Origin of the sequence: Paenibacillus sp. FSL R7-0189 (assembly GCF_037969925.1) — a bacterium.
GTDB classification, from domain to species: Bacteria; Bacillota; Bacilli; order Paenibacillales; family Paenibacillaceae; genus Paenibacillus_AQ; species Paenibacillus_AQ odorifer.
In genome coordinates, this window is record NZ_CP150223.1 from 5,273,287 (window position 1) to 5,294,776 (window position 21,490).

Consider the following 21,490-nt stretch of genomic DNA (forward strand, 5'->3'; position numbering starts at 1 on the left):
ATGGCCAAAAAAGAGTTTAAAGCCGAATCGAAAAGATTGCTGGAAATGATGATTAACTCCATTTATACTCAACGGGAAATTTTCCTGCGTGAACTGATTTCCAATGCAAGTGATGCGATTGATAAGATCTATTACAAAGCCTTAGCTGATGAAGGCCTGGTCTTCAATAAAGAGGATTATTATATTAAAGTGACCGCCGATAAGGCGAACAGAACCTTGACGATTTCCGATACAGGTATCGGGATGACACAAGAGGAGCTGGAGAATAACTTAGGTACAATCGCGAAGAGTGGATCTCTTGCTTTTAAGAAAGAGAACGAAGCTAAAGATGGCCACAATATCATCGGACAGTTCGGAGTGGGCTTCTACGCTGCGTTTATGGTGGCTGATGACGTTATAGTGATCAGTAAGGCATTAGGCAGCGACGAGGCCTTTAAATGGGAGTCTAAGGGCGCTGACGGCTATACCATCGAGACTGTTGAGAAGGATTCTGTCGGCACTGATGTGATTTTGAAGATTAAAGAGAATACTGAAGAAGATCAATATGATGAATATTTGGAAGAATATCGCCTGAAATCCATCATTAAAAAATACTCCGACTTCATCCGTTTCCCAATCAAAATGGACTTGAAGGAACAAAAGCCAAAAGAAGGCACGGAGAATGAGTTCGAAGAAGTTGTTCAAGAACAAACCGTAAACAGCATGGTGCCAATCTGGCGCAAGAACAAAAGCGAGCTGACTACAGAAGATTACGATAACTTCTATGCAGAGAAACGTTACGGCTTCGATAAGCCGCTTAAACATATTCATATCAGTGCTGATGGTGCTGTAGTGTACAATGCGATTTTGTTCATCCCAGAAAATACACCGTTTGACTATTACACAAAGGAATATGAAAAAGGTCTTGAGCTCTATTCCAACGGTGTGTTGATCATGAACAAATGTGCGGATCTGCTGCCTGATTACTTCAGTTTTGTAAAAGGTATGGTGGACTCAGAGGATCTTTCCTTGAACATTTCCAGAGAGATGCTCCAGCATGACCGTCAGCTGACTCTGATCGCTAAGAACATTAAGAATAAAGTGAAAAGCCAACTGCAAAGCCTGCTGAAGGATGAAAGAGAGAAATATGAGCAGTTCTATAATGCTTTTGGCAGACAGCTTAAGTTTGGTGTTTATAACGATTATGGGATGCACAAAGACACCCTTCAAGATTTGCTGATGTTCTACTCCTCCAAGGAGAAGAAGCTGGTTACGCTGGACGAATACGTCTCAAGAATGCCAGAAGATCAGAAGTATATCTACTATGCTTCAGGAGAGTCGATCGACAGAATCGAAAAGCTCCCGCAAACCGAGCTTGTATCGGATAAAGGGTATGAAATTCTCTACTTCACTGATGATATTGATGAATTTGCGATCAAGATGATTCAGTCTTATAAGGAAAAAGAATTTAAATCCGTATCCAGCGGAGATCTGGGGATCGAAGCCGACGAAGCGGACAAGCCAACGGAAGCGGAAGAGAACGAAAACAAGGAGCTTTTTGAAGCGATGAAGGACATCCTGTCCGGCAAAGTGAAAAATGTTAAAGCTTCCAAACGTTTGAAGACTCATCCGGTATGTCTCTCTGCAGAAGGTGAGCTGACGATCGAGATGGAGAAAATTCTGAAATCGATGCCGAATGGCCAAGAGGTGCAAGCGGATAAGGTACTTGAAATCAACATCCATCACGAAGTATTCCAGTCCTTGAAGGCGGCAGCAGAGAACGACAAAGAAAAGCTCGGTTTATACACGAACCTACTGTACAACCAAGCCCTGTTGATCGAAGGTCTACAGGTTAGTGATCCAGTTCAATTCACCAATGATATTTGCAAAATCATGAAATAATATGAAGTAACGAGACCATCCAATTGTATTATGATTGGGTGGTCTTTTTTATTTCAGCATTTCATTTTGTTGTGCGAAAAAGGTAGTAATCAATTTCAGAGTCATTATTTGTGCAACCGCTGATCGAATAGATAATTTCACCTTGTGTGCTTTTTTTACTCGTCACTTCGGAGCAGGTATCGGTTCTGACTCCTGTGTTGCTTCCACCGAATGCATCATTAGAGGTATCATAGCTATAATTAATCACGTTACCGTCAAATTTCAAATCCTTAAATATAGGATCGCCTTCATCTGTGTAACTTGTAACGCGTATATTGTCTGCTTTTTTGCTGGAGAGATTCGTTATAAATTGCTCGAATTTATCGAGGTTGTACACTTTTTCCCAAGAAACAATATCCCCTCTACTGATGGCTTCTTTGGAAGTATAGGGCTCACTTTTAGGTACAGAATTGACTTGATTATCGGAGCAACCCCATACCCCTGCTAGTAAAAGAACAGAGAGTGTAAGCAAATTTACCTTTTTCACTGAGGGACCTCCTTGTAACGTATTTATATAAAAGACGGAGATTAACTGGAAAAGTTACAGTGAGCTTGATTTTTCACATTGACAATAAACAACAAATTGATTATTATTTTCTCTAACTTGAATATGTAAAAGCAAAGAAGAGAAAGAGTACCACGGCAATTCTTTCAACAGAGAGCTCCGGTCGCTGAAAAGGAGTAAAGAAAACCCTTGGGAATATGGTCTCAGAGCTGCGCATCGAAACCTTATGGGTTGTAGGCTGCGCCGGAACCTGCATCCGTTACAGTGCTAGGGTATAAACGTTAATTAACGTCGTACCTGAAGAGGTAAATGTCATGAGGCATTTATAAAATTAGGTGGTAACACGTGAGTAGAACTCTCGTCCTTTGTGGATGGGAGTTTTTTTGTTGTCAAAAAAAGGAGGAGAAGGTTAATGAGTAATGTGTTTATAGGTGGTGCTTGGCCGTATGCGAATGGATCTTTACATCTTGGGAGATTATCAAGTGTGTTGCCTGGGGATGTGCTGGCACGATATTTTCGCTCCAAAGGGGATAACGTATTATATGTATCAGGCAGTGATTGCCATGGCACACCCGTAGCGGTTCAGGCTGCGAATGAAGGGATTACACCCGGAGCTTTTGCAAGCAGATATCATGAGGAGTTTCTGAAGTGTTTTAAACAGCTGGGATTTAGTTATGATCTATATACTCGAACGGATCAACCGCAGCATCATAAGGTCGTGCAAGAGTTGTTTACAAAGCTACTAGAGAATGGTCATTTATATAAAAAAACCATTGCGCAATGTTACTGCGAGGTGGATCAGCGCTTTTTGCCAGACAGATATGTGGAAGGGACTTGTCCGGTATGTGGCCAGCGGGCGCGAGGGGATCAATGTGATTATTGTTCTACGATTCTAGATCCTGCCGATTTGTTAGACAGAGTCTGCAAATTATGTGGTAATACACCATCAGAAAGGCCGACAGAACATTATTATCTTAGCTTATCTAATTTTCAGTCTGAATTAACGGAATATGTAGAGGAAGCACAATTTTGGAGAGATAACGCTATAAAACTGACCAAACGTTATTTACAAGAAGAGCTGCAGGACCGCGCGGTAACAAGAGACTTGTCTTGGGGTGTAGATGTTCCTGTGGCTGGATTTGAAGATAAAAAGATTTATGTTTGGATTGAGGCGGTAAGTGGTTATTTATCAGCCAGTAAGCAGTGGGCTGCACAGTCCGGAGGAAGCTGGGAGGATTTTTGGTTAGAGGAAAAAGGGGAGATTACTGCTTATTATGTGCATGGTAAAGACAATATTCCTTTTCACACTTTAATATGGCCGGCTGTGTTATTAGGAGCTGGAGGTCTGCATTTACCGGACAGGATTATATCTAGCGAATATTTAACCCTTGAAGGGCAGAAGTTCTCCACTAGCCGAAACTGGGCGGTCTGGGTACCTGATATTTTAGAGCGGTATCAGCCAGATTCTATTCGTTATTTCTTAATTGCTAATGGACCCGAGAAGCGGGACACGGATTTTTCCTGGAGAGAGTTTATTTATAGCCATAATGGAGAGCTGCTTGGAGCATTTGGTAACTTTGTGAATCGTTCATTGGCTTTTGTAGATAAGTTTTATGAAGGGAAAGTGCCGAATGGGCAATTGGATAAGGGGTGGAATGACAACATTGACCTCTTGTATCTCGAATCAGGGCGGCTTATTGAGGCTGGGAATCTAAAAGATGCGCTGGAGTATATTTTTTCTTATGTGCGCAAGGCAAACCAGTATTTCGACCTGCAAAAACCATGGATACAGATAAAAGAGGATCAGGTTTCTTGTGATTCTGCAATATACACATGTGTGCAGATTATTGCGAACCTAGCGAATTTGTTACATCCGTTTCTGCCGTTCTCTTGTGACAAGATCAGGGGGTTCCTGTCGTTAGAACTACCGAATTGGCAGCCTTGCTTGGTGCCCCCTTACCAACAGGTTACTGATTTACAATTATTGTTTGAACGAATTGATATTAGCCGTATTAAAGAAGAAGAGGATAGGCTAGATCAACAGCAAGTGAATAAATAGAGCTGGTATTTATCCATTCTTGAAGCTTTCAATAAACTTGGAAGCCAATGATGACAAGTATTTATCCTTAATCCAGACGGCGGCGACCCGCGTGCGTAGTGATTCACTACTGATTTCTTTATAGATCAAATTACTGTTACTCGTTAATTCGAAAGCGGATTTGGGGATGATTCCGATGCCAAGACCAGCGTTTGCCCAGAGCAGTGTTGTTCTAGCATCATCATTCATACAGAAAATCAGCGGATCAAAGCCGTTCTCAAGACATGTTTCCCGGATAAGCTGCTCAAAACGGCGGTAGATAATAAGCGGCTTATCCTTTAGCTCACCGATCTCAATAAAGTTTTCATCCGTTTTCCAGTCATACTCAGGTGTCATTACGGCAATCATAGGTTCAGCTTGTGTGTAAAGACATTCTAAATTTGTACCATTAAAGGGTGTCCTAACAATCCCGACTTCGACAATACCTTTATTCAAAAGGTCAATGATTCTAAAGGTATTTCCTTCATGAATCTCAAACTTCACACCTTTATAGGTTTTGTGAAATTCACATAGCCGATCTTGAAGCAACGTAGCTCCAGAGGAAGAAACTGTACCAATGGCTAGGGTTCCTTTTAAACCTTTGACAAAATCAGTGAGCTCACGGGCAGTGGAATCTGCCAGCTCCAGAATTTGTTGGGCACGGTCCCGCAAAATGGCTCCAGCTTCAGTGAGCTGCACGCTGCGTGGACCTCGTTCCACTAGCTTTACACCGAGTTCTTCCTCCAGGAGCTTTAGCTGCTGGCTCAGCGGAGGCTGGGCCATTTGCAGTTTTTTGGCTGCAGATGTGATCTGTCCTTCCTCAGCTATCGCCATAAAATATTTAAGCTGTCTAATATCCATATAAAAATCCTCCGAACTTGAGATATGCTAATCGTATGGGAGCGATACGAATCCAATATTATTAATATGTGAGTAGATATGCCATAATCATAACTGTTCTTATACATATTTCAAGTGGTTAAATACTTCTTATGTTGGGTGTGGATAAATTTGTTCAAAATTGCAGTATATTTAAAGCCGTACAAAAAAGAAGCGATCATTGGACCGATCTTCAAACTGATGGAAGCGATTCTGGAGCTGATTTTGCCTACCATTGTCGCATTGATCATCAACAACGGGGTTGGCAATCATGACAGCGCCTATGTTTACCGCATGGGTGGCCTAATGGTGCTGATGTCACTGCTTGGCTTCGGCTGCTCCATGGTATGCCAATATTATGCAGCCCGGGCTTCACAGGGATTCGGTACGACACTACGCAATAAGATGTTTAGACATATTACATCCTTGTCGTATGCTGAACTGGATACCTTAGGTACGCCTACACTGATTAATCGGATTACCAATGACGTAAACCAGCTGCAAATTGCTGTGGCCATGCTGATTCGTCTAGTTATTCGTGCACCGTTTATCTGCATCGGGGCTATCCTAATGTCCATGATTTTGGATTTTAGATTATCGCTGATTCTAATAGCGGCAACACCGGTTTTTGGCATTATTTTATATTTTATTATCACCCGCAGTGCTCCTTTGTACCGAAAATACCAGCAGAAGCTGGATGCCCTTGCGCTCGTACTGAGTGAGAATTTATCGGGGATTCGAGTGATTCGTGCTTTTGCCAAAAGACGTACAGAAAAAGAACGTTTTGATGCCTCATCTGATGATTTGACTACTACGGCGATCCGGGTTTCGCGGATTTCTGCTTTGCTTGGGCCGATGACTACACTTGTAGTAAATGCGGCGATCATAGCTATTTTGTGGGTAGGCGGAATTCATATCGATGGGGGCCGATTGTCTCAAGGGGAGATCATTGCCTTCATCAATTACATCACTCAGATCTTGCTGGCGCTGATAGTAGTCTCCAACTTGGTTATTATTTTTACAAAAGCCTCATCCTCAGCGAATCGTGTGAATGAAGTGCTTGGTGTTAAGGTATCCGTGTCCGAGGAAGGAAATGCATTGATTGCAGAACCTGACCATGCTGCCCCTGCTATACAATTCGATCACGTATCCTTTGGGTATAATACGACAGGTGAATCGGCATTAGAGGATATATCTTTAGTAATTAATCGCGGAGAGACCGTGGGCCTGATTGGCAGTACGGGTTCAGGTAAGTCTACTTTTGTGAATTTGATCCCCCGTTTTTATGATGTGGTGCAAGGTGAAGTGAAAGTGGATGGTGTGGATGTCAGAGATTACAAGCTGCACCAGCTTCGTGAGAAAATAGGGATTGTACCGCAAAAAGCTGTGTTGTTTACAGGAACAATCGCTGAGAATATACGTTGGGGCAAGGAAGATGCAACTGAGGAAGAAATCATGCAGGCAGCCTCTATCGCTCAAGCGGAGGAGTTTATACGTAAATTACCCGAAGGCTTGAATACGCAAGTATCTCGTGGTGGATTAAATTTATCCGGTGGACAAAAGCAGCGCTTAACCATAGCTCGTGCAGTAGTAGGTAAGCCATCGATTCTTATTTTGGATGACTCCTCCAGTGCGCTGGATTTCTCCACAGATGCGGCACTTCGAAAGGCTCTTAAAGAGAGCAGCCAGGAAATGACCGTACTCCTTGTCTCGCAGAGGGTAAGCACTGTAAGACAAGCGGATAAAATAATGGTATTTGAGGAAGGGCGGATCGCCGGTGTCGGAACCCATGAGGAGCTGATGCGGGGTTGTGAAGAGTATAAAGAAATCTGCCTGTCCCAGCTATCAAGTGAGGAGTCGGGCCAATGAACAAAAATAACATTTGGAAAAGACTTATTGTATACACAGGGCATTATAAAAAAATAGCTATAGGTGCAGTAATCTGCGCAATACTCAGTGTGATTGCCAGTCTAATTGGCCCGCTGCTCATCGGCAGCGCCATCGATTTTATGATCGGGCCGGGAGAGGTTGATTTTGACGCCGTACTTAGACTGCTTTTGATTCTGGCAGGGGTGTATATTGTCGGCAGCTTTTTCGGATGGCTTCTTACCTACCTGACTAATCGAATTGCTTACCGGACTGTATATGACTTACGGCGGGAGCTTTTTGATAAATTAAATGTTTTGCCGTTGAAATTTCATGATAACCACCCGCAAGGGGACAGCATCAGCCGGTTTGTTAATGATATGGATGCGGTCTCTGATGGACTGCTGCAAGGCTTCTCAACACTGCTCACGGGGATCATCACCATCGTGGGGGCAATTGCACTCATGTTGTACATTAGTCCTTTAATGACCTTAGTTGTTCTTCTGTCAGCACCCGTTACATTTTTTGTGGCAAGATTTATTACGATGCGCTCCCAGAAGATGTTTAAGGAGCAGGCTAAAATTCTGGGCGGTCTCAACGGATATGTGGAGGAAATGATTGGCGGACAAAAAGTGGTCACAGCTTATCATTATGAAGACCGTGCACTGACCCAGTTTGAAGAACGAAACGAGACTTTGTACCAGACTGGCGTGAAATCACAATTTTACGGTTCCTTGTCCAATCCGACAACACGGTTAGTAAATAATATTACCTTCTCTGTTATCGCGATGATCGGAAGTGTTATGGTGATTCGCGGGCTTGTGACGGTAGGGGATTTGTCCAGCTTTTTGATCTTCTCCAACTTGTTTGCTAAGCCGTTTAATGAAATTACAGGTGTGATTACGCAGCTTCAATCGGCAACAGCATCAGCGCAGCGAATTTTCGCCATTCTAGACCTATCGCCAGAACCAGCTGATGCAACAGACGCCAAAATTATGAATACAAGTCAAGGAACGATTACCTTTGAAAAAGTATCCTTTGCTTATAATCCTGAACGTCCTCTGATTAATGATTTCAGTCTGGAAGTGAAACCAGGTACCCGGGTTGCAATTGTAGGGCAGACGGGAGCGGGGAAGACAACGCTGGTAAATCTGCTAATGCGTTTTTATGATGTGGATAGGGGTTCCATCAAGATTGACGGCGTGGATATCAAGACGATTACCCGGGACAGTCTGCGGCGTAATTTCGGGATGGTGTTGCAGGACACTTGGCTGTTTGGCGGCACAATTAGAGAAAATATTGCCTACGGCAAACCTGAGGCTACCGAAGAAGAGGTCATCGCTGCTGCTAAGGCTGCTAATGCTCATAGCTTCATTAAACGCCTGCCTGAGGGATATGATACGAAGATCAGTGGCTCAGGAGATAATTTGTCGCAAGGACAAAAGCAGCTGCTAACCATAGCACGAGTGATGCTCGTAGATCCACCTATGCTCATTTTGGATGAAGCCACCAGCAGTATTGATACGCTGACTGAGGTACGGATTCAGAAGGCTTTTCTAAAAATGATCGCAGGCCGGACCAGCTTTGTAATTGCCCACCGTTTGTCAACGATTCGAGAATCGGATCTCATTCTTTTCATGAAGGACGGAGACATTGTGGAGAGTGGTACGCATGACCAACTCCTAGCCAGCGGTGGATATTACGCCAGATTATATAACAGTCAGTTCGCATCAGCGTAGACTTTGCATTTAAAAAAAGAGCATTCAATCCCGAATTTGGGGGGAATGCTCTTTTTGTTGGGTGGGTAGTTAGTTTGGCTAAGCTTAGCTTAGCTTGGCTTGGCTTACCTTACCTTGGCTTACCTTACCTTACCTTACCTTACCTTACCTTACCTTACCTTACCTTACCTTACCCTTGCGGACCGTATTGCAGCTAAATTGTGTTTTTGGCGCCTTTTTTCAAAGTAACGGACTGCATAGCACTTATTCGGCTGATTTTGCAGCAAAAAGGAGCGGATATGGCACAATAGCTGCATCTGAGTCCGAACGAAGTGGAAAAAGGCATGATTTTGTGAAATTAGGGCGCCTCGGTCCAATACGTAGGAATGGCAGCCATCGCCAAAGGTAAATTGCTTCTGTTCCAGTGTAGAATGCTTAGAAAGTAGTTCGCTTACGTGCCAAGGTAGTTAGCTCATCGTCCCCAAAGTAGTTTGCTTAGCGTTCAAAGTAGTTAGCTCATCGTCCCCAAAGTAGTTTGGATAGCGTTCCAAAGTTAGTTATCTCACCGTCCCCAAAGTAATTTGCTTAGCGTTCCAAAGTAGCTATCACATCGTCAGCAAAGTAGTTTGTTTACCCTTGCGGACCGTATTGCAGCTAAATAGTGTTTTTGGCGCCTTATTTCAAAGTAACGGACTGCATAGCACTTATTCGGCTGATTTTGCAGCAAAAAGGAGCGGATATGGCACAATAGCTGTATCTGAGTCCGAACGGAGTGGAAAAAGGCATGATTTTGTGAAATTAGGGCGCCTCGGTCCAATACGTTGCAATGGCAGCCATCGCCAAAGGTAGATTGCTTCTGTTCCAGTGTAGAATGCTTAGAAATTCGTTTGCTTAGCGTTCCAAAGTAGCTATCACATCGTCAGCAAAGTAGTTTGTTTACCCTTGCAGACCGTATTGCAGCTAAATAGTGTTTTTGGCGCCTTATTTCAAAGTAACGGACTGCATAGCACTTATTCGGCTGATTTTGCAGCAAAATGCAGTGGATATGGCACAATAGCTGCATCTGAGTCCGAACGGAGTGGAAAAAGGCATGATTTTGTGAAATAAGGGCGCCTCGGTCCTATACACCGTGGCACCAACGAAGTCGATTGTTTAGCGTTCAAAAGTAAATTGCTTACCCTTACGGACCCGGTTACTATTCACCTCGCGCGCTATAGAGTGGGAATTTCCGATAAAAATATTTGTGAATGAATGAACTATCTGGACGGGCTAAACGTATTATAAGAAACGTATATTGAAGACGACGAAGCTATAGTAAATATGGCTTGTCGAGAGTGTTATGAGATTGGAAGGGGAGTGGCAAGATGTTGACAATCAAACATTTTACCAAGAGCTACAAGGGTGGCAAGAAGGCGGTAAATGATCTGAATTTGGTGGTCGAAAAAGGTGACATCTATGGCTTTATCGGTCATAACGGTGCGGGGAAAACAACAACTATCCGAGCAGTGGTCGGAGTTTTAGATTTTGAGGAGGGAGATATCGAGATTGGTGGGTACTCCATTAAAAAAGATCCCTTAGCCTGCAAAGCGATTACTGCGTATATTCCAGATAATCCGGATCTATACGATCATCTGACGGGCATTCAGTACTTGAATTTTATTGGTGATCTTTTTAGTGTATCGAAAGCGGATCGGGAGTTATTGATAAAGAAGTATAGCGATGAATTTGAGATTACCTCTAATCTGGGGGATTTAATCTCCGCATATTCTCATGGTATGAAACAGAAACTCGCGATTATCTCCTCGCTTATTCATAAACCGAAGCTGCTCGTTCTGGATGAACCCTTTGTGGGACTTGATCCAAAAGCGGCACACACGCTCAAGAGAATCATGGCGGAGATTTGCAGCCAGGGCAGTGCGATCTTTTTTTCGACGCATGTACTGGATGTGGCCGAGAAGCTCTGCAATAAGATTGCCATTATCAAAGCGGGTGAATTGATCACTCATGGGAAAACAGAAGAGGTGAAAGGTGACAGTAGCCTTGAAGATGTGTTTTTGGAGTTGATTAAACATGATTAATATCTGGCGATTGACGAAAATTCAGCTGATCTCATCCTTTGGGTTAAATAAAGCTTTGCATACAAGGGATATGAAAGAAAGACGAAAAATGCTTTTGCTGAGCATCGGTATCTTAATAGGGATTGTCATGATGGCAGTAGTTTCATTTGGATATAGCTTCATGATAGCAGAGACACTTGAACAGATAGGCCGGCCAGAGCTGCTGCTTGCGATTATGATGGCTGTTACTTGCTTGATTGGATTTTTTACAACGATCTATAAGGCGAGTGGGGTATTATTTGGCTCCAAAGATTACGATCTCGTAATGTCGTTGCCTATCAAAACGAGCCATATCGTAGCAAGCCGTGTAGTTCAGCTCTATGTGCTGAATATACTGTTCTCATTGATGGTGATGGTGCCAGCAGGTGTAGTTTATGCTATAAAGGTAAATCCGGCAGTAGTATATTATTTATTTTTCATGATAACGCTGCTATTTATCCCATTAGTGCCGATCATTGCTGCAACAATTATAGGGGCATTGATTAGTTGGATTTCCTCACGTTTTAAAGGAAGTCGTTTAATAAGTCTCATTCTGACTTTTGCCGTAATCATTGTTATTATTTTGGGTTCAGGCCAAATGAATGGGAATGACCCGCAGTTACTTGCGGATATGAGCACACAAATTGCCGATCAAATCTTCAACTTATATCCTTTGACGGTTATGTATGTAGATGCTGTCTGCTCGTATCAGGTAGCTCCTTTACTATTATTTATAGGGATTTCGTTACTTTCTTTTATGTTGTTTACCCTTATTCTTGGCAGCAAATATAAAGCAATACACACAGGCCTTACGACTTCTTACTCAAAGAATAAGTATCAAATGAGGTCACTTGAAGTCTCTTCACCGCTTTACACATTGTATAAAAAAGAGCTGCGCCGCTATTTCAGTTCTTCTATATATGTGCTAAATACGAGTATCGGTATGGTTATGTTACTTGTCATGGCGATTACCTTACTGTTTGTTAGCTCAGAGCAATTAGGACAAATTATGGAAATACCAGAACTCTCTAACTATCTAAGCAGATTGGCGCCACTATTTGTTTCCCTCTTTGTTGCATTAAGCTGTACGACATCGAGTTCGATTTCGCTTGAAGGTAACCATATTTGGATTTTAAAAAGCGCCCCCGTTCCGACAAAAACCATATTATTAAGTAAAATCGTAGTGAATCTCACCATTACAGTACCGATTGTGATTGTTAGTAGTGTGCTTCTAATGATTTCTCTGGGCACAGGCTGGATGGAGAGCTTGTTATTGCTAATAATCCCCGTCCTATACGCTTGTCTTACTGCAATGGTAGGTGTGATCGTTAACTTGAAGCTTCCTAAACTGGAGTGGACTAACGAAGTCTCAGTAATTAAACAAAGTGCTTCGGTCCTTGTAGCGATGATTATAGGATTTATCAGCTTGCTGATTCCATTTGGTTTGAGTTTTCTTTTATCCGATCTAAATGGTAATCTCGTTATGTTAGGTATTGGTGTGGTGATATTTGTGGCATGTGGAGTGATGTATAGATACATTCAGTCCAAAGGAGAACTTTTATTTCGGGCTCTTTAAAAAAGGGCATTCCAAAAGCCGAAATCGGCTGCTGGGATGCCCTTTATTTGTGCCAAGATTTATTGTCGTGAAAAATCCCCTAAGCTCTACTGTCGCTCATTAGCTAACTGTTCAATTCCACTCACCATTATTTTTAGACCTGTATAGAACATCTTATCGGAGCCAATTTCATTAAAGATATTGTTTTCGTACATTCGTTTTATAACATTAGGTCCATCCCCTGATAAGTGCTCAAGCGATTGTTTAAATACCTCTCTAGCATCTCCATTAGGTTCATTTTTCATGGCTAAGTCAATTCGATCCTGCTCATATTTGTCCAATTCGAAAGAGATTACATAGTTTAACACGCAAGCAATTAAGGAGAATTTGTCACTATCGCTTAAAGGAAGATGATCCACGATCTGAAGCAAAGTATTCAGTAAAGATAGATAATTAGGTTCAGAAGGCAAGGTTCTCATCATCAGCTGAGCCGAGCAAGGATACTTATGTAAAACCCCGCGGATTCGATCTGCAAAATGAAAAAGCTGTTCTTGCCAATCACCTTCGAGATTCGCAGTTTCGAGGGCTTCTTTGGCGATCTCATTAGCCAGTGTCTGGAAAATACTCTGTTTACTCTTAAAATGCCAATAGAGAGAGGCGGCTTGTATATTTAATAGTTCTGCTAATTTACGCATACTAAATGCCTCTATGCCGATATCATCCAGCAGCTCCCAAGAAGCTTTTATTATATCTTGTTCAGTGATTTGCAGATTTTTGATTCTCATCGAAACGACCTCCTGTTACTGTCTTCTTTTATCATAAGCGAAGATGGATGGCTGGTCTACCATCGTTAGATTACCGGTTTATCTTACACTGTTAGATATTTTTATTTACAAGCAAATAAACGGGTGCTATATTAATCTTACACTGTTAGTTTAAAGGTGCGATTTTTAAAAAAAGGAGGTAGCAGTTAGCAATTTTATTAGTAAAAATTAAAAAGGATGTGTATAGACCCATGAGTAATCTTCAAGTGGAACAATCCCAACCAGTCATCAAAGAATTTTCTATAAAAGCAATACTTCCCGTAATACTGGCACTTATAACAGGAATGCTGCTGGTTATGCTCGACAGTACAATTATGAATGTAGCGATCCCGCAGCTTGAAAAAACCTTTGATGCCAGCCTAAAAACAATACAGTGGGCCATTACGGGTTATACGCTGGCTTTATCCGTAATTATCCCATTGGCCGGTTGGTTCTCGGATAAGTTTACTGCCAAACGTGTTTTTTTAGCTTCGATCGTATTGTTTACCATAGGTTCTTTATTATGCTCTATGGCACAATCCACAACAGAGCTGATAATCTTTCGTATTTTGCAGGGATTAGGCGGAGGGATGATTGCTCCAATTGGTATGGCTATGTCATTCAAAATCGCACCTCCCGATAAAAGAGGTTCAATCATGGGATTGCTTGGACTACCGATGTTAATTGCGCCTGTTCTTGGCCCTGTACTGTCAGGATGGCTGTTGGAATATGCCAGCTGGCATTGGATTTTTCTGATTAATGTTCCCATTGGCATTATTGCAATGATTGTTGGAGTGAAATTTCTTCCGGTAATAGAGAAGGGGAATAAAGCTAAATTGGATATTTGGGGTGTGATTTTATCACCGCTCGCCTTCTCCAGCTTGGTATTTGGGGTGCATAGAGGGGGAGTAGATGGCTGGGGGGATCGTATAACGATTATATCTCTTGCGTTCAGCTTCATTGCTTTAGCCTTGTTTATTTTCGTGGAATTGCGCCAAAAAGAACCGTTATTGGAACTTCGCTCTTTTCGATCTCTAGAATTTAGTAAAGGTATGATTTTGACCTGGATTAATCAGTTCGCCTTATTTGGTTCGATTCTGTTAATTCCAATTTTTTTGCAGCAGGTCAGAGGTTTTTCTTCCTTTGAATCGGGGCTTTTAGTTATTCCCCAAGCATTAATATCCTTTGCTGGCATGATTATTGGAGGAAAGTTATTTGATAAGTTTGGAGCTCGGCCCGTTGTGTTCTCTGGACTTGTGCTGCTGTCCACCGGACTCTTTCTCTTGTCACGTTTACAAAATGATACAAGTGTATACGTTATGATCAGTTATTTTGCCATTATGGGACTTGGCCAAGGATTAACTACTATGCAGCTCGGTACACATGTGCTTAAGGCCGCTCCGAAGGATCTGATCAGCCGTGTTACCCCACTTACTGCCTCTGCGCAACAAATTGTGGGTTCCTTTGCTGTCGCTATAATGTCGGGCTTATTGACTTCCAATATAGCTACACATATGAGTCAAGGTAATCAGAAACTACCCTCAGCGGCTATGGTTGCAGGATTCCACGATACGTTCCTAGTTTCATTGGTCTTGGCGCTGTGTGGTGTGGTTCTTAGTCTCTTTTTGCGTAATCCGAAGAGCTGATCCTATCGTACTCTACCAATATTTTAGCGATGTTTATTGATTGTATCCTTGGTATAATTCAAAGATTGATAACCAAGGGGGAATCTCTTAACCCGTGAAAAATATATTTGCTAGATTTACTATAATAACCCTCGCTGTCGTGCTAGCCGCCGGAGTATTTATTCAGCATATATCGGCCGATAACGGGGTTCCTTTTGAGGATATAAACACTAATTATGCAAAAAAAGAAATCATAGATTTATATAACCGGAATATATTAACTGGCACCTCGAATACTAAATTTTCACCTACTCAATCGATTACTAGAGCTGAATTTATAACAGTTCTTGATCGACTGTTGAGGCTTGATCCAGCGTTGAGTCCGGTATCTCCTTATACCGACGTAGCCAAAAGCGCTTGGTATTACGGCTGGATCCAGGCTGCGGTTCAGCTTGAACTGGCGAACGGCACTTCGGCAACTACTTTTGCACCCGCAAAAGCAGTCACTCGGCAGGAAGCGGCTGTGTGGATAGCCAAAGCTCTAAAGCAAACAAACACTGCAACTGCCGCACAAACTAATTTTAAGGATCGGCAACAAATTGCTAGCTGGGCAAGTGCTGCTGTTGCTAAGGTTAATGATCGCGGATTAATGAAGGGCGATAATAGCGGGAATTTTCGGCCCACTGACCCGATAACCAGGCAAGAGACGGCAGTGTTTATGGATCGGGTGCTGCAACATACAAGCTGGGCGGCAGAGCTGGAAAGTAATCCGGACAAACGTATTGTTATAGGCTGGCAGTATGGTCTCACGACGGCACAATTTGAGAATCATGTTCTGCAATCGAACGTCAACACATTATCACCACGTTGGTATTATGTTGGGAAAACAGGGGCAGTAACGGATTCGACAGACGCCTCGCTGATAACTTGGGCAAAAAAGAATAAAAAGCAAGTCTGGGCGATGGTTGGCAATCGATCGGATCAAGAAGCGACGCATCAGATGCTGTTGAGTACAACCGCAAGGAATACGGCAGTTAATCAGTTAGCTGCTTTAGTGAGTAAATATGGATTAGATGGACTAAATATAGATTTTGAAAATGTAGCGGCCGAAGATCGTGTGTATTTGACTTCGTTTATTACTTTATTAGCCGAGAAAATGCATTCGCTCGATGTTATCCTGTCGATGGATGTATCCCCTGATCTTGGAACGGATTGGACAGAAGCTTTTGACTATGCTGCCCTAGGCAAGCAAGTGAATTATATGGTGATGATGGGTTATGATGAGCATTATGACGGGAGTCAAGTTCCGGGGTCCAATGCCTCGCTTTCTTATGATCAAAAGGCTGTGAATACAATCCTAAAAGTTGTACCTAGTCAAAAAGTTATATTGGCATTGCCCTTATATAATCGGGATTGGACATTGAACCAGAAGGGGACGGTTTTATCCTCTCAATATATTACGCTTCCGGAGCAAAATCAGATTATCAGCAGCTATGCATCGAGACCCGTGTGGAATCCTTCGCTGGGACAATATGTCGCGGGCTACTCGAAACAAGCTATAAAACATACGATCTGGATTGAGGATGGGCGTTCATTAATAACAAAATACAACTTAGCGGTTACTAAAAAACTAGCTGGAGTAGCTTATTGGTATATAGGCGGAGAAAGTTCTGATGTATGGTCCAGCTTAAGGAATGCAGAGAAATTTTACGATTATACTTTTTAAAAATATGAAAGACTGGATGCGAATAGCCGCTTAGCTATATTGCTGTCCAGTCTTTTTATTGGGTTACTAAGGCATAGCTGGTAGGATTAGATTGATTAAATCAGCCTCGCGTTACGTATTTTTTGAAGTTTTTCACGTTTAGAACTTTAACATTTTGAGCTAGAAGTTTCTTGTCGCTAACGACCCAAGTGTGATCTTTGGAGTTTTTTCTACGAATCGCAGCGAAGTTATACTTATTTCCTGCATAGATCTTAAAGCCCTGTGCAGCACAATCAGCACAAAACTTAACGCATTCACCTTTATTCCAATCTGGAAAGGAAATCTGCTGGAAGACATTTCGTTTTACGAGTAGGGTCGCACCCTGAACATTGGTTACCTGTTTATTTTCCATATGAAGATAACGAAGCAAAAGTAGCTTCTTATCAGTTAAATACATATAGTGAGCTCGTTTTCCAACGATATCAGCTTTAGTTTTATGGAGGATGTTCATACTATCCGTTAAATAGTTGGCAGAGTAATAATCGTCGTCATCAAATTTAGCGATACAACTATAATTCGCTAAGTGCACACCAAAATTCAGACAAAACCCCAGTGAACGATATTCAGGTAGTTTATAGATCCGTACATTTTTATGTTTTTTTGCAGCATGTATATAGTCTTCTATTTTCAAGCTATCATTATTAATGATCACGATAAGCTCTTTAGATTTGAAATTCTGTCGTTGATAGTTATCAAATATTGTTTTAATACAATCCATTCGTTTTGTACAAGTTAGAATAGACACGGCAGATGAAGTAGATTCAGCAGTTAATTTCATAACGAAATCTTTGGACGGCGTCCAACAAAATTCCTATAGTTTTTAATATTCCGGATGATCTTATGGTTAGCTATTAGTGTACTATCACTGATGATCCATGTATGTTTTGAAGAGTTTTTTCTACGTATGGCAACGAAGTTATTTTTACTTGCAGAATAAACCTTATAACCTTTCTTTTTGCTTCTGCTGCAAAAGAGATCATCCTCACCTACGTTTTTATTAGGAAATTTCACATGATCGAATACTTTTCGTTTGAAGACGAGCGTAGCGCCAGGGAGATGGGTAACCATTCGGTGTTCATCATTTGCGAAACGAAGAATCAAAGTCTTTGAACCTAGTAAATACATATAGTGAGCCCGTTTTCCAAGGATATCAGCTTTAGTTCTTTTTAAGGTCAGAATACTTTCCGTCAAATAATAAGGGGCATAATAATCGTCGTCATCAAATTTGGCAATGGTATGATATTTGCATTTTGTTACGGCATAGTTTAAGCATGAACCGAGAGATTGCTGTTCAGGTTTACGATATATCTTAATATTTTTGTGTTTTTTAGCTAAGGTTTGGTAGGGGGATAGTGGAATTTTATTATTATTGATAATAATGATAAGTTCTTTATTTGCATATCTTTGTCTGCTGAAATTTTGGAGTAGGTTGTTTAAATAATTATGGCGATTGGTACAGGTAATAATGGAAACACCTTGTTGCTTCGCTTTGTTGTGAGGTACAGCACTCATTTAACCAACCCCTCATATGCATTTTTGGGAAAAGTCTCATAATACGATATGTCCAAGTTAGGATAGAGTAACGGCATATCAACCTCTTAAAAGCAAAAATGGACTTGTTTAAAGAACACAAAACCCACAGTGATAGCTGTGGGTTTTGTAAGAGAGACAATTCATATGAAACGCTTTGGATGTTTGTTCAGAAATAAGATTCAATGATGGATACGCTATTCTCGATTCTCGCCTTACTCTGCGTTAAATAATCTTTGGTCCAATCATCTAGGTTAGACATATCAAAACTCCGGTACATCCCTGTATAAACAATAATCTCTCTTAATCGAAGAAAAAGAGGAATTAGCTTCAGCTCATTTTCTGAAATCCTGTTCTCTTTAACGTAGCCTTTTAGAAAATGCTCCATAAAACGCTGACATTGAAGCTGCCTGTCCTCCATACTATCATCCCCGTAAACGTAGACTAGATAATACAGTTGAATGGCGATATCTTCTACAAACCAGCTGTACTGAGCTTCATCAAAATCAAACAAGGTCAGCTTGCCATTGTCGACCAAAAAGTTGCCTACATTGATATCCCCATGGATGAGACCATAGGTGTTTATATCAGCGTCGAGATGCTTTAGCTGATCCATAAGCACCTTACAGCTTTCTAAAACGCCACTTTGGGATGGAGGAATAAACTTCGTTACATTCTGCAGGTAGTAGTTCTGATGCCACGCATGTCTTTCGGACTGTGGTTTATAAGATTTTGCTAATCTGTGCATTTGTCCAGTGATCATGCCACACTGCTCATAGAGGTCTAGATCCTTCAGGCAGTCTGGGTAACCTATTCGTTTCCCTTGTGCTTTTTCAAAGGAAGATACCATAAAGTATGAATCACCAATCTCTATTTGCTCAACTAGATTACCCAGAAGAGAACCTACGGGTCTTGATACGGAAACGCCATGATCTGCTAGGTATAGAATCCATTCAAGTTCAGCCGTTAACAATTCCATACTGCGCAGCGAGCTATGAGTAAATCTTAGAATATATTGATGATTGCTAAGTTGATATTCATAAACAAAATTTTGAAATCCGCCAATGAAGCTTAGCTCATCTATGGGGATACCGTATTTCGTGCAGGCAGCACTTACAATCTGGTCATTAAATAAGGACTTAATCTTTTGTTCCAAGGGTTCTACTCCGTTCTACATTACAATGATTTTATCGAAATCGTTCTGGAGCTTTCCTGGACCTCAATAAGCAGCGGCCGTTCTTGTGGGTTGAGATTTGGGGCATGAATGGCCAGCATAAGTCTGCCCGTCAAATCACGAAACAACATTCCATGTCCGCCATCTTTGGCATAAAGAGGCTCAGGATCATGTTGCCAAGGTCCACTAATGTCACCGCTGACGGATCGGGCTAAACCCATGGCATAACCACTAGCTCCACTGCTAGACCACAACATAAGCAGCTCACCACTGCTAGTCTGATGCATAAAAGGACCGTCAGTTACGTATTGCCCTTCTTTGCCGCCTACCGTCCAAGGAGCTTGTGAAGCCTGGAAAAGCAGCATAGGTTCGCCAATAGTAGCACTTAAATCCTCCTTCAGCCGAACGGCATACATTTCTCCATCCGACACTTCAATCCATTCACGGCAAAAGATCATCCAAGGTTTGTCTTCTTTATCTACATATAACGTTCCGTCAAGGCACTCCCAAGAAGCAGGGGTAATCGGATGATTACTGATAGGGAGATAAGGACCCTCAGGTGTTTCCGCGCTTAATATTTGTGTCCCCCTTGGAACGCCATGTCTTTTAAAAGAAGCGAACATATAATATTTTCCGTTGTAGCGGTGAACCTCTGGTGCCCAGAAATGATGATCAGCCCAAAAATCAGCATCTGGACGAAAAGCAGCAATGGGCCCGGACCATTCCTGAAGATCTGAGCTGATATATACATCGAAGCCGTGAGGTGCGCCACTCCAAGCTGTTAGGCCATCTGTGCCAAATAAATAGTATTGTCCAAGTTCAGGCACAGATAGGATATAGGGATCTCTAAAGTTAATATCAGATAATGTTTTCATTAAGGTGCCCCCAATTTACAAGCTATCATCTGCTTAATTTTACAATATCTTCTTTAGGCTTGGAAGCGTTACTTCATTTGCTCGCCTTATAGCAAACGTATTTTCATTACGCCTGGTGTACAGCCGTAGTTTTTTCGGAAAACACGTATAAAATAATTAGTCTCCATGCCCAGCTGAAGCGCAATATCTTGAACGGGGATCTCCACATCCTCCGTCATTAATTGCAGCGCCCGCTCCAGCCGCAGATTCTGCAAATACTTATGCGGAGTGACCCCGTATTCCTGCACGAATAAACGCTGGAAATGCTGCACGGAGTAGCCGACTGCTGCTGCAAGATTGGAGATCAGAAGCGGTTCTGTGTAATGCTCGTTGATCAGTCCGACGGCTGTAGTTAGGGCTTCATTTCGGACAGACTCGAAGGCTAGACGATTAGCGGAGCTTTGTGAACTCTTGGCAGGGCGCAGCATTAAGAGCAGTCTATAGAGCGTAATAGACAACTCCTGCATCCACATCTCGTCTTGCCGATTGGAGGCAGGAGAATTCACCGTATGCCAAATTTGGCCGATTTCTTCCCAGCATTGTTCAAAACGCTCCGGTCGATAAGGAGCAGAAGGGAGCAGTTCAAGCGCTTCCAGCAATCCTTGAGCTTGACTGCCTTGAAAACCGATAAAGCCAACATGCCACGGTTCATGAGAGGTAGGATAATATTCATGACCTCGATCTGGCGGGAAGGCAAAAGCCATCCCCGGTTCCAGTATGATTTCTGTGCCATTTTCCAGATCACGAAATAAACCGGTTCCGGTCCGGATCAAAAAGATTTGATACACAGGAAATCCTGCTGGGCGCACATGATGGAATTGGATATGACGACCTACAGAGTAGGGGGATAGGGGTAACGTTCCAGAGTCGCGTGGTAATTCAATCAGAGAAAAAGGCAGCAGGTTTATCACCTCATCTTCATTTTGTGCTATCACTTCGAGACTATATTCCTACTGATTGAAATGACTTTTCTTATATTATGAATAGTATAAATGATGATTCCTGAATTAGATAGCTTACGCTTCTAGCCTGTCATCAGAGAATAGTCCCATTCCATAAATGG

The 21,490-nt window shown here is 42.1% G+C and carries 16 protein-coding genes and 1 other annotated feature; of the genes, 8 read left to right on the forward strand and 8 right to left on the reverse strand.

The annotated features are described in order from the left end of the window. Positions 1-1,881, forward strand: coding sequence for a molecular chaperone HtpG (gene htpG / locus MKY63_RS23120; RefSeq protein ID WP_038571886.1), 1,881 nt, complete (start codon positions 1-3; stop codon positions 1,879-1,881). Between the two features lie 61 nt (positions 1,882-1,942). Here the strand turns inward: htpG and MKY63_RS23125 are convergent, their stop codons facing one another. Further along, a complete protein-coding gene (locus MKY63_RS23125) occupies positions 1,943-2,407 on the reverse strand; it encodes a DUF4362 domain-containing protein (protein ID WP_051491574.1) in 465 nt (154 codons plus the stop codon). A 125-nt stretch (positions 2,408-2,532) separates the two neighbouring features. After that, positions 2,533-2,794: a binding site (T-box leader), on the forward strand. A gap of 43 nt (positions 2,795-2,837) precedes the next feature. Here MKY63_RS23125 and metG point away from each other — a divergent pair. Further along, entirely contained in the window at positions 2,838-4,484 is a 1,647-nt protein-coding gene (gene metG / locus MKY63_RS23130) for a methionine--tRNA ligase (RefSeq protein ID WP_076143860.1), read from the forward strand. Positions 4,485-4,493: 9 nt separating this feature from the next. Here the strand turns inward: metG and MKY63_RS23135 are convergent, their stop codons facing one another. Further along, positions 4,494-5,363 carry a LysR family transcriptional regulator gene (locus MKY63_RS23135; protein ID WP_036688370.1) on the reverse strand — a complete coding sequence of 290 codons (870 nt, stop codon included), beginning with the start codon at positions 5,361-5,363 and terminating at the stop codon, positions 4,494-4,496. 150 nt (positions 5,364-5,513) lie between these two features. Between MKY63_RS23135 and MKY63_RS23140 the strand changes: the two genes are divergently transcribed. From MKY63_RS23140 to MKY63_RS23155, 4 genes are all read left to right on the forward strand, one after another. Next, on the forward strand, positions 5,514-7,250 hold the full coding sequence (locus tag MKY63_RS23140) for an ABC transporter ATP-binding protein (protein ID WP_076143862.1): 1,737 nt from the start codon (positions 5,514-5,516) through the stop codon (positions 7,248-7,250). After that, positions 7,247-8,986 (forward strand): ABC transporter ATP-binding protein, encoded by a 1,740-nt coding sequence (locus MKY63_RS23145; protein ID WP_038571881.1) that lies wholly within the window; start codon positions 7,247-7,249, stop codon positions 8,984-8,986. The genes MKY63_RS23140 and MKY63_RS23145 overlap by 4 nt, the downstream gene beginning before the upstream one ends. A 1,343-nt stretch (positions 8,987-10,329) precedes the next feature. Continuing rightward, positions 10,330-11,043 carry an ABC transporter ATP-binding protein gene (locus tag MKY63_RS23150; RefSeq protein WP_076098925.1) on the forward strand — a complete coding sequence of 238 codons (714 nt, stop codon included), beginning with the start codon at positions 10,330-10,332 and terminating at the stop codon, positions 11,041-11,043. After that, on the forward strand, positions 11,036-12,637 hold the full coding sequence (locus MKY63_RS23155) for a hypothetical protein (RefSeq protein ID WP_076225154.1): 1,602 nt from the start codon (positions 11,036-11,038) through the stop codon (positions 12,635-12,637). Before MKY63_RS23150 ends, MKY63_RS23155 begins: the two co-directional genes overlap by 8 nt. Positions 12,638-12,723: 86 nt before the next feature. On the opposite strand, the gene MKY63_RS23160 is transcribed toward MKY63_RS23155, so the two are convergent. Next, positions 12,724-13,401 (reverse strand): TetR/AcrR family transcriptional regulator, encoded by a 678-nt coding sequence (locus MKY63_RS23160; RefSeq protein ID WP_038571872.1) that lies wholly within the window; start codon positions 13,399-13,401, stop codon positions 12,724-12,726. Positions 13,402-13,631: 230 nt separating this feature from the next. On the opposite strand from MKY63_RS23160, the gene MKY63_RS23165 reads away from it, so the two are divergent. Then, positions 13,632-15,065 carry an MDR family MFS transporter gene (locus MKY63_RS23165; RefSeq protein ID WP_339809868.1) on the forward strand — a complete coding sequence of 478 codons (1,434 nt, stop codon included), beginning with the start codon at positions 13,632-13,634 and terminating at the stop codon, positions 15,063-15,065. Between the two features lie 94 nt (positions 15,066-15,159). Beyond that, positions 15,160-16,770 (forward strand): S-layer homology domain-containing protein, encoded by a 1,611-nt coding sequence (locus tag MKY63_RS23170; RefSeq protein WP_339809870.1) that lies wholly within the window; start codon positions 15,160-15,162, stop codon positions 16,768-16,770. A gap of 100 nt (positions 16,771-16,870) precedes the next feature. On the opposite strand, the gene MKY63_RS23175 is transcribed toward MKY63_RS23170, so the two are convergent. The 5 genes from MKY63_RS23175 to MKY63_RS23195 form a co-directional block, all read right to left on the reverse strand. Next, positions 16,871-17,587 carry a glycosyltransferase family A protein gene (locus MKY63_RS23175; RefSeq protein ID WP_076190933.1) on the reverse strand — a complete coding sequence of 239 codons (717 nt, stop codon included), beginning with the start codon at positions 17,585-17,587 and terminating at the stop codon, positions 16,871-16,873. After that, positions 17,584-18,321, reverse strand: coding sequence for a glycosyltransferase (locus tag MKY63_RS23180; RefSeq protein WP_339809872.1), 738 nt, complete (start codon positions 18,319-18,321; stop codon positions 17,584-17,586). The genes MKY63_RS23175 and MKY63_RS23180 overlap by 4 nt, the downstream gene beginning before the upstream one ends. Before the next feature lie 187 nt (positions 18,322-18,508). Next, positions 18,509-19,495, reverse strand: coding sequence for a phosphotransferase (locus MKY63_RS23185; protein ID WP_339809873.1), 987 nt, complete (start codon positions 19,493-19,495; stop codon positions 18,509-18,511). Positions 19,496-19,515: 20 nt separating this feature from the next. After that, positions 19,516-20,388 carry a glycoside hydrolase family 43 protein gene (locus MKY63_RS23190; protein ID WP_339809874.1) on the reverse strand — a complete coding sequence of 291 codons (873 nt, stop codon included), beginning with the start codon at positions 20,386-20,388 and terminating at the stop codon, positions 19,516-19,518. Positions 20,389-20,474: 86 nt separating this feature from the next. Then, a complete protein-coding gene (locus MKY63_RS23195; RefSeq protein WP_256721491.1) occupies positions 20,475-21,362 on the reverse strand; it encodes an AraC family transcriptional regulator in 888 nt (295 codons plus the stop codon). Positions 21,363-21,490 lie beyond the last annotated feature (128 nt).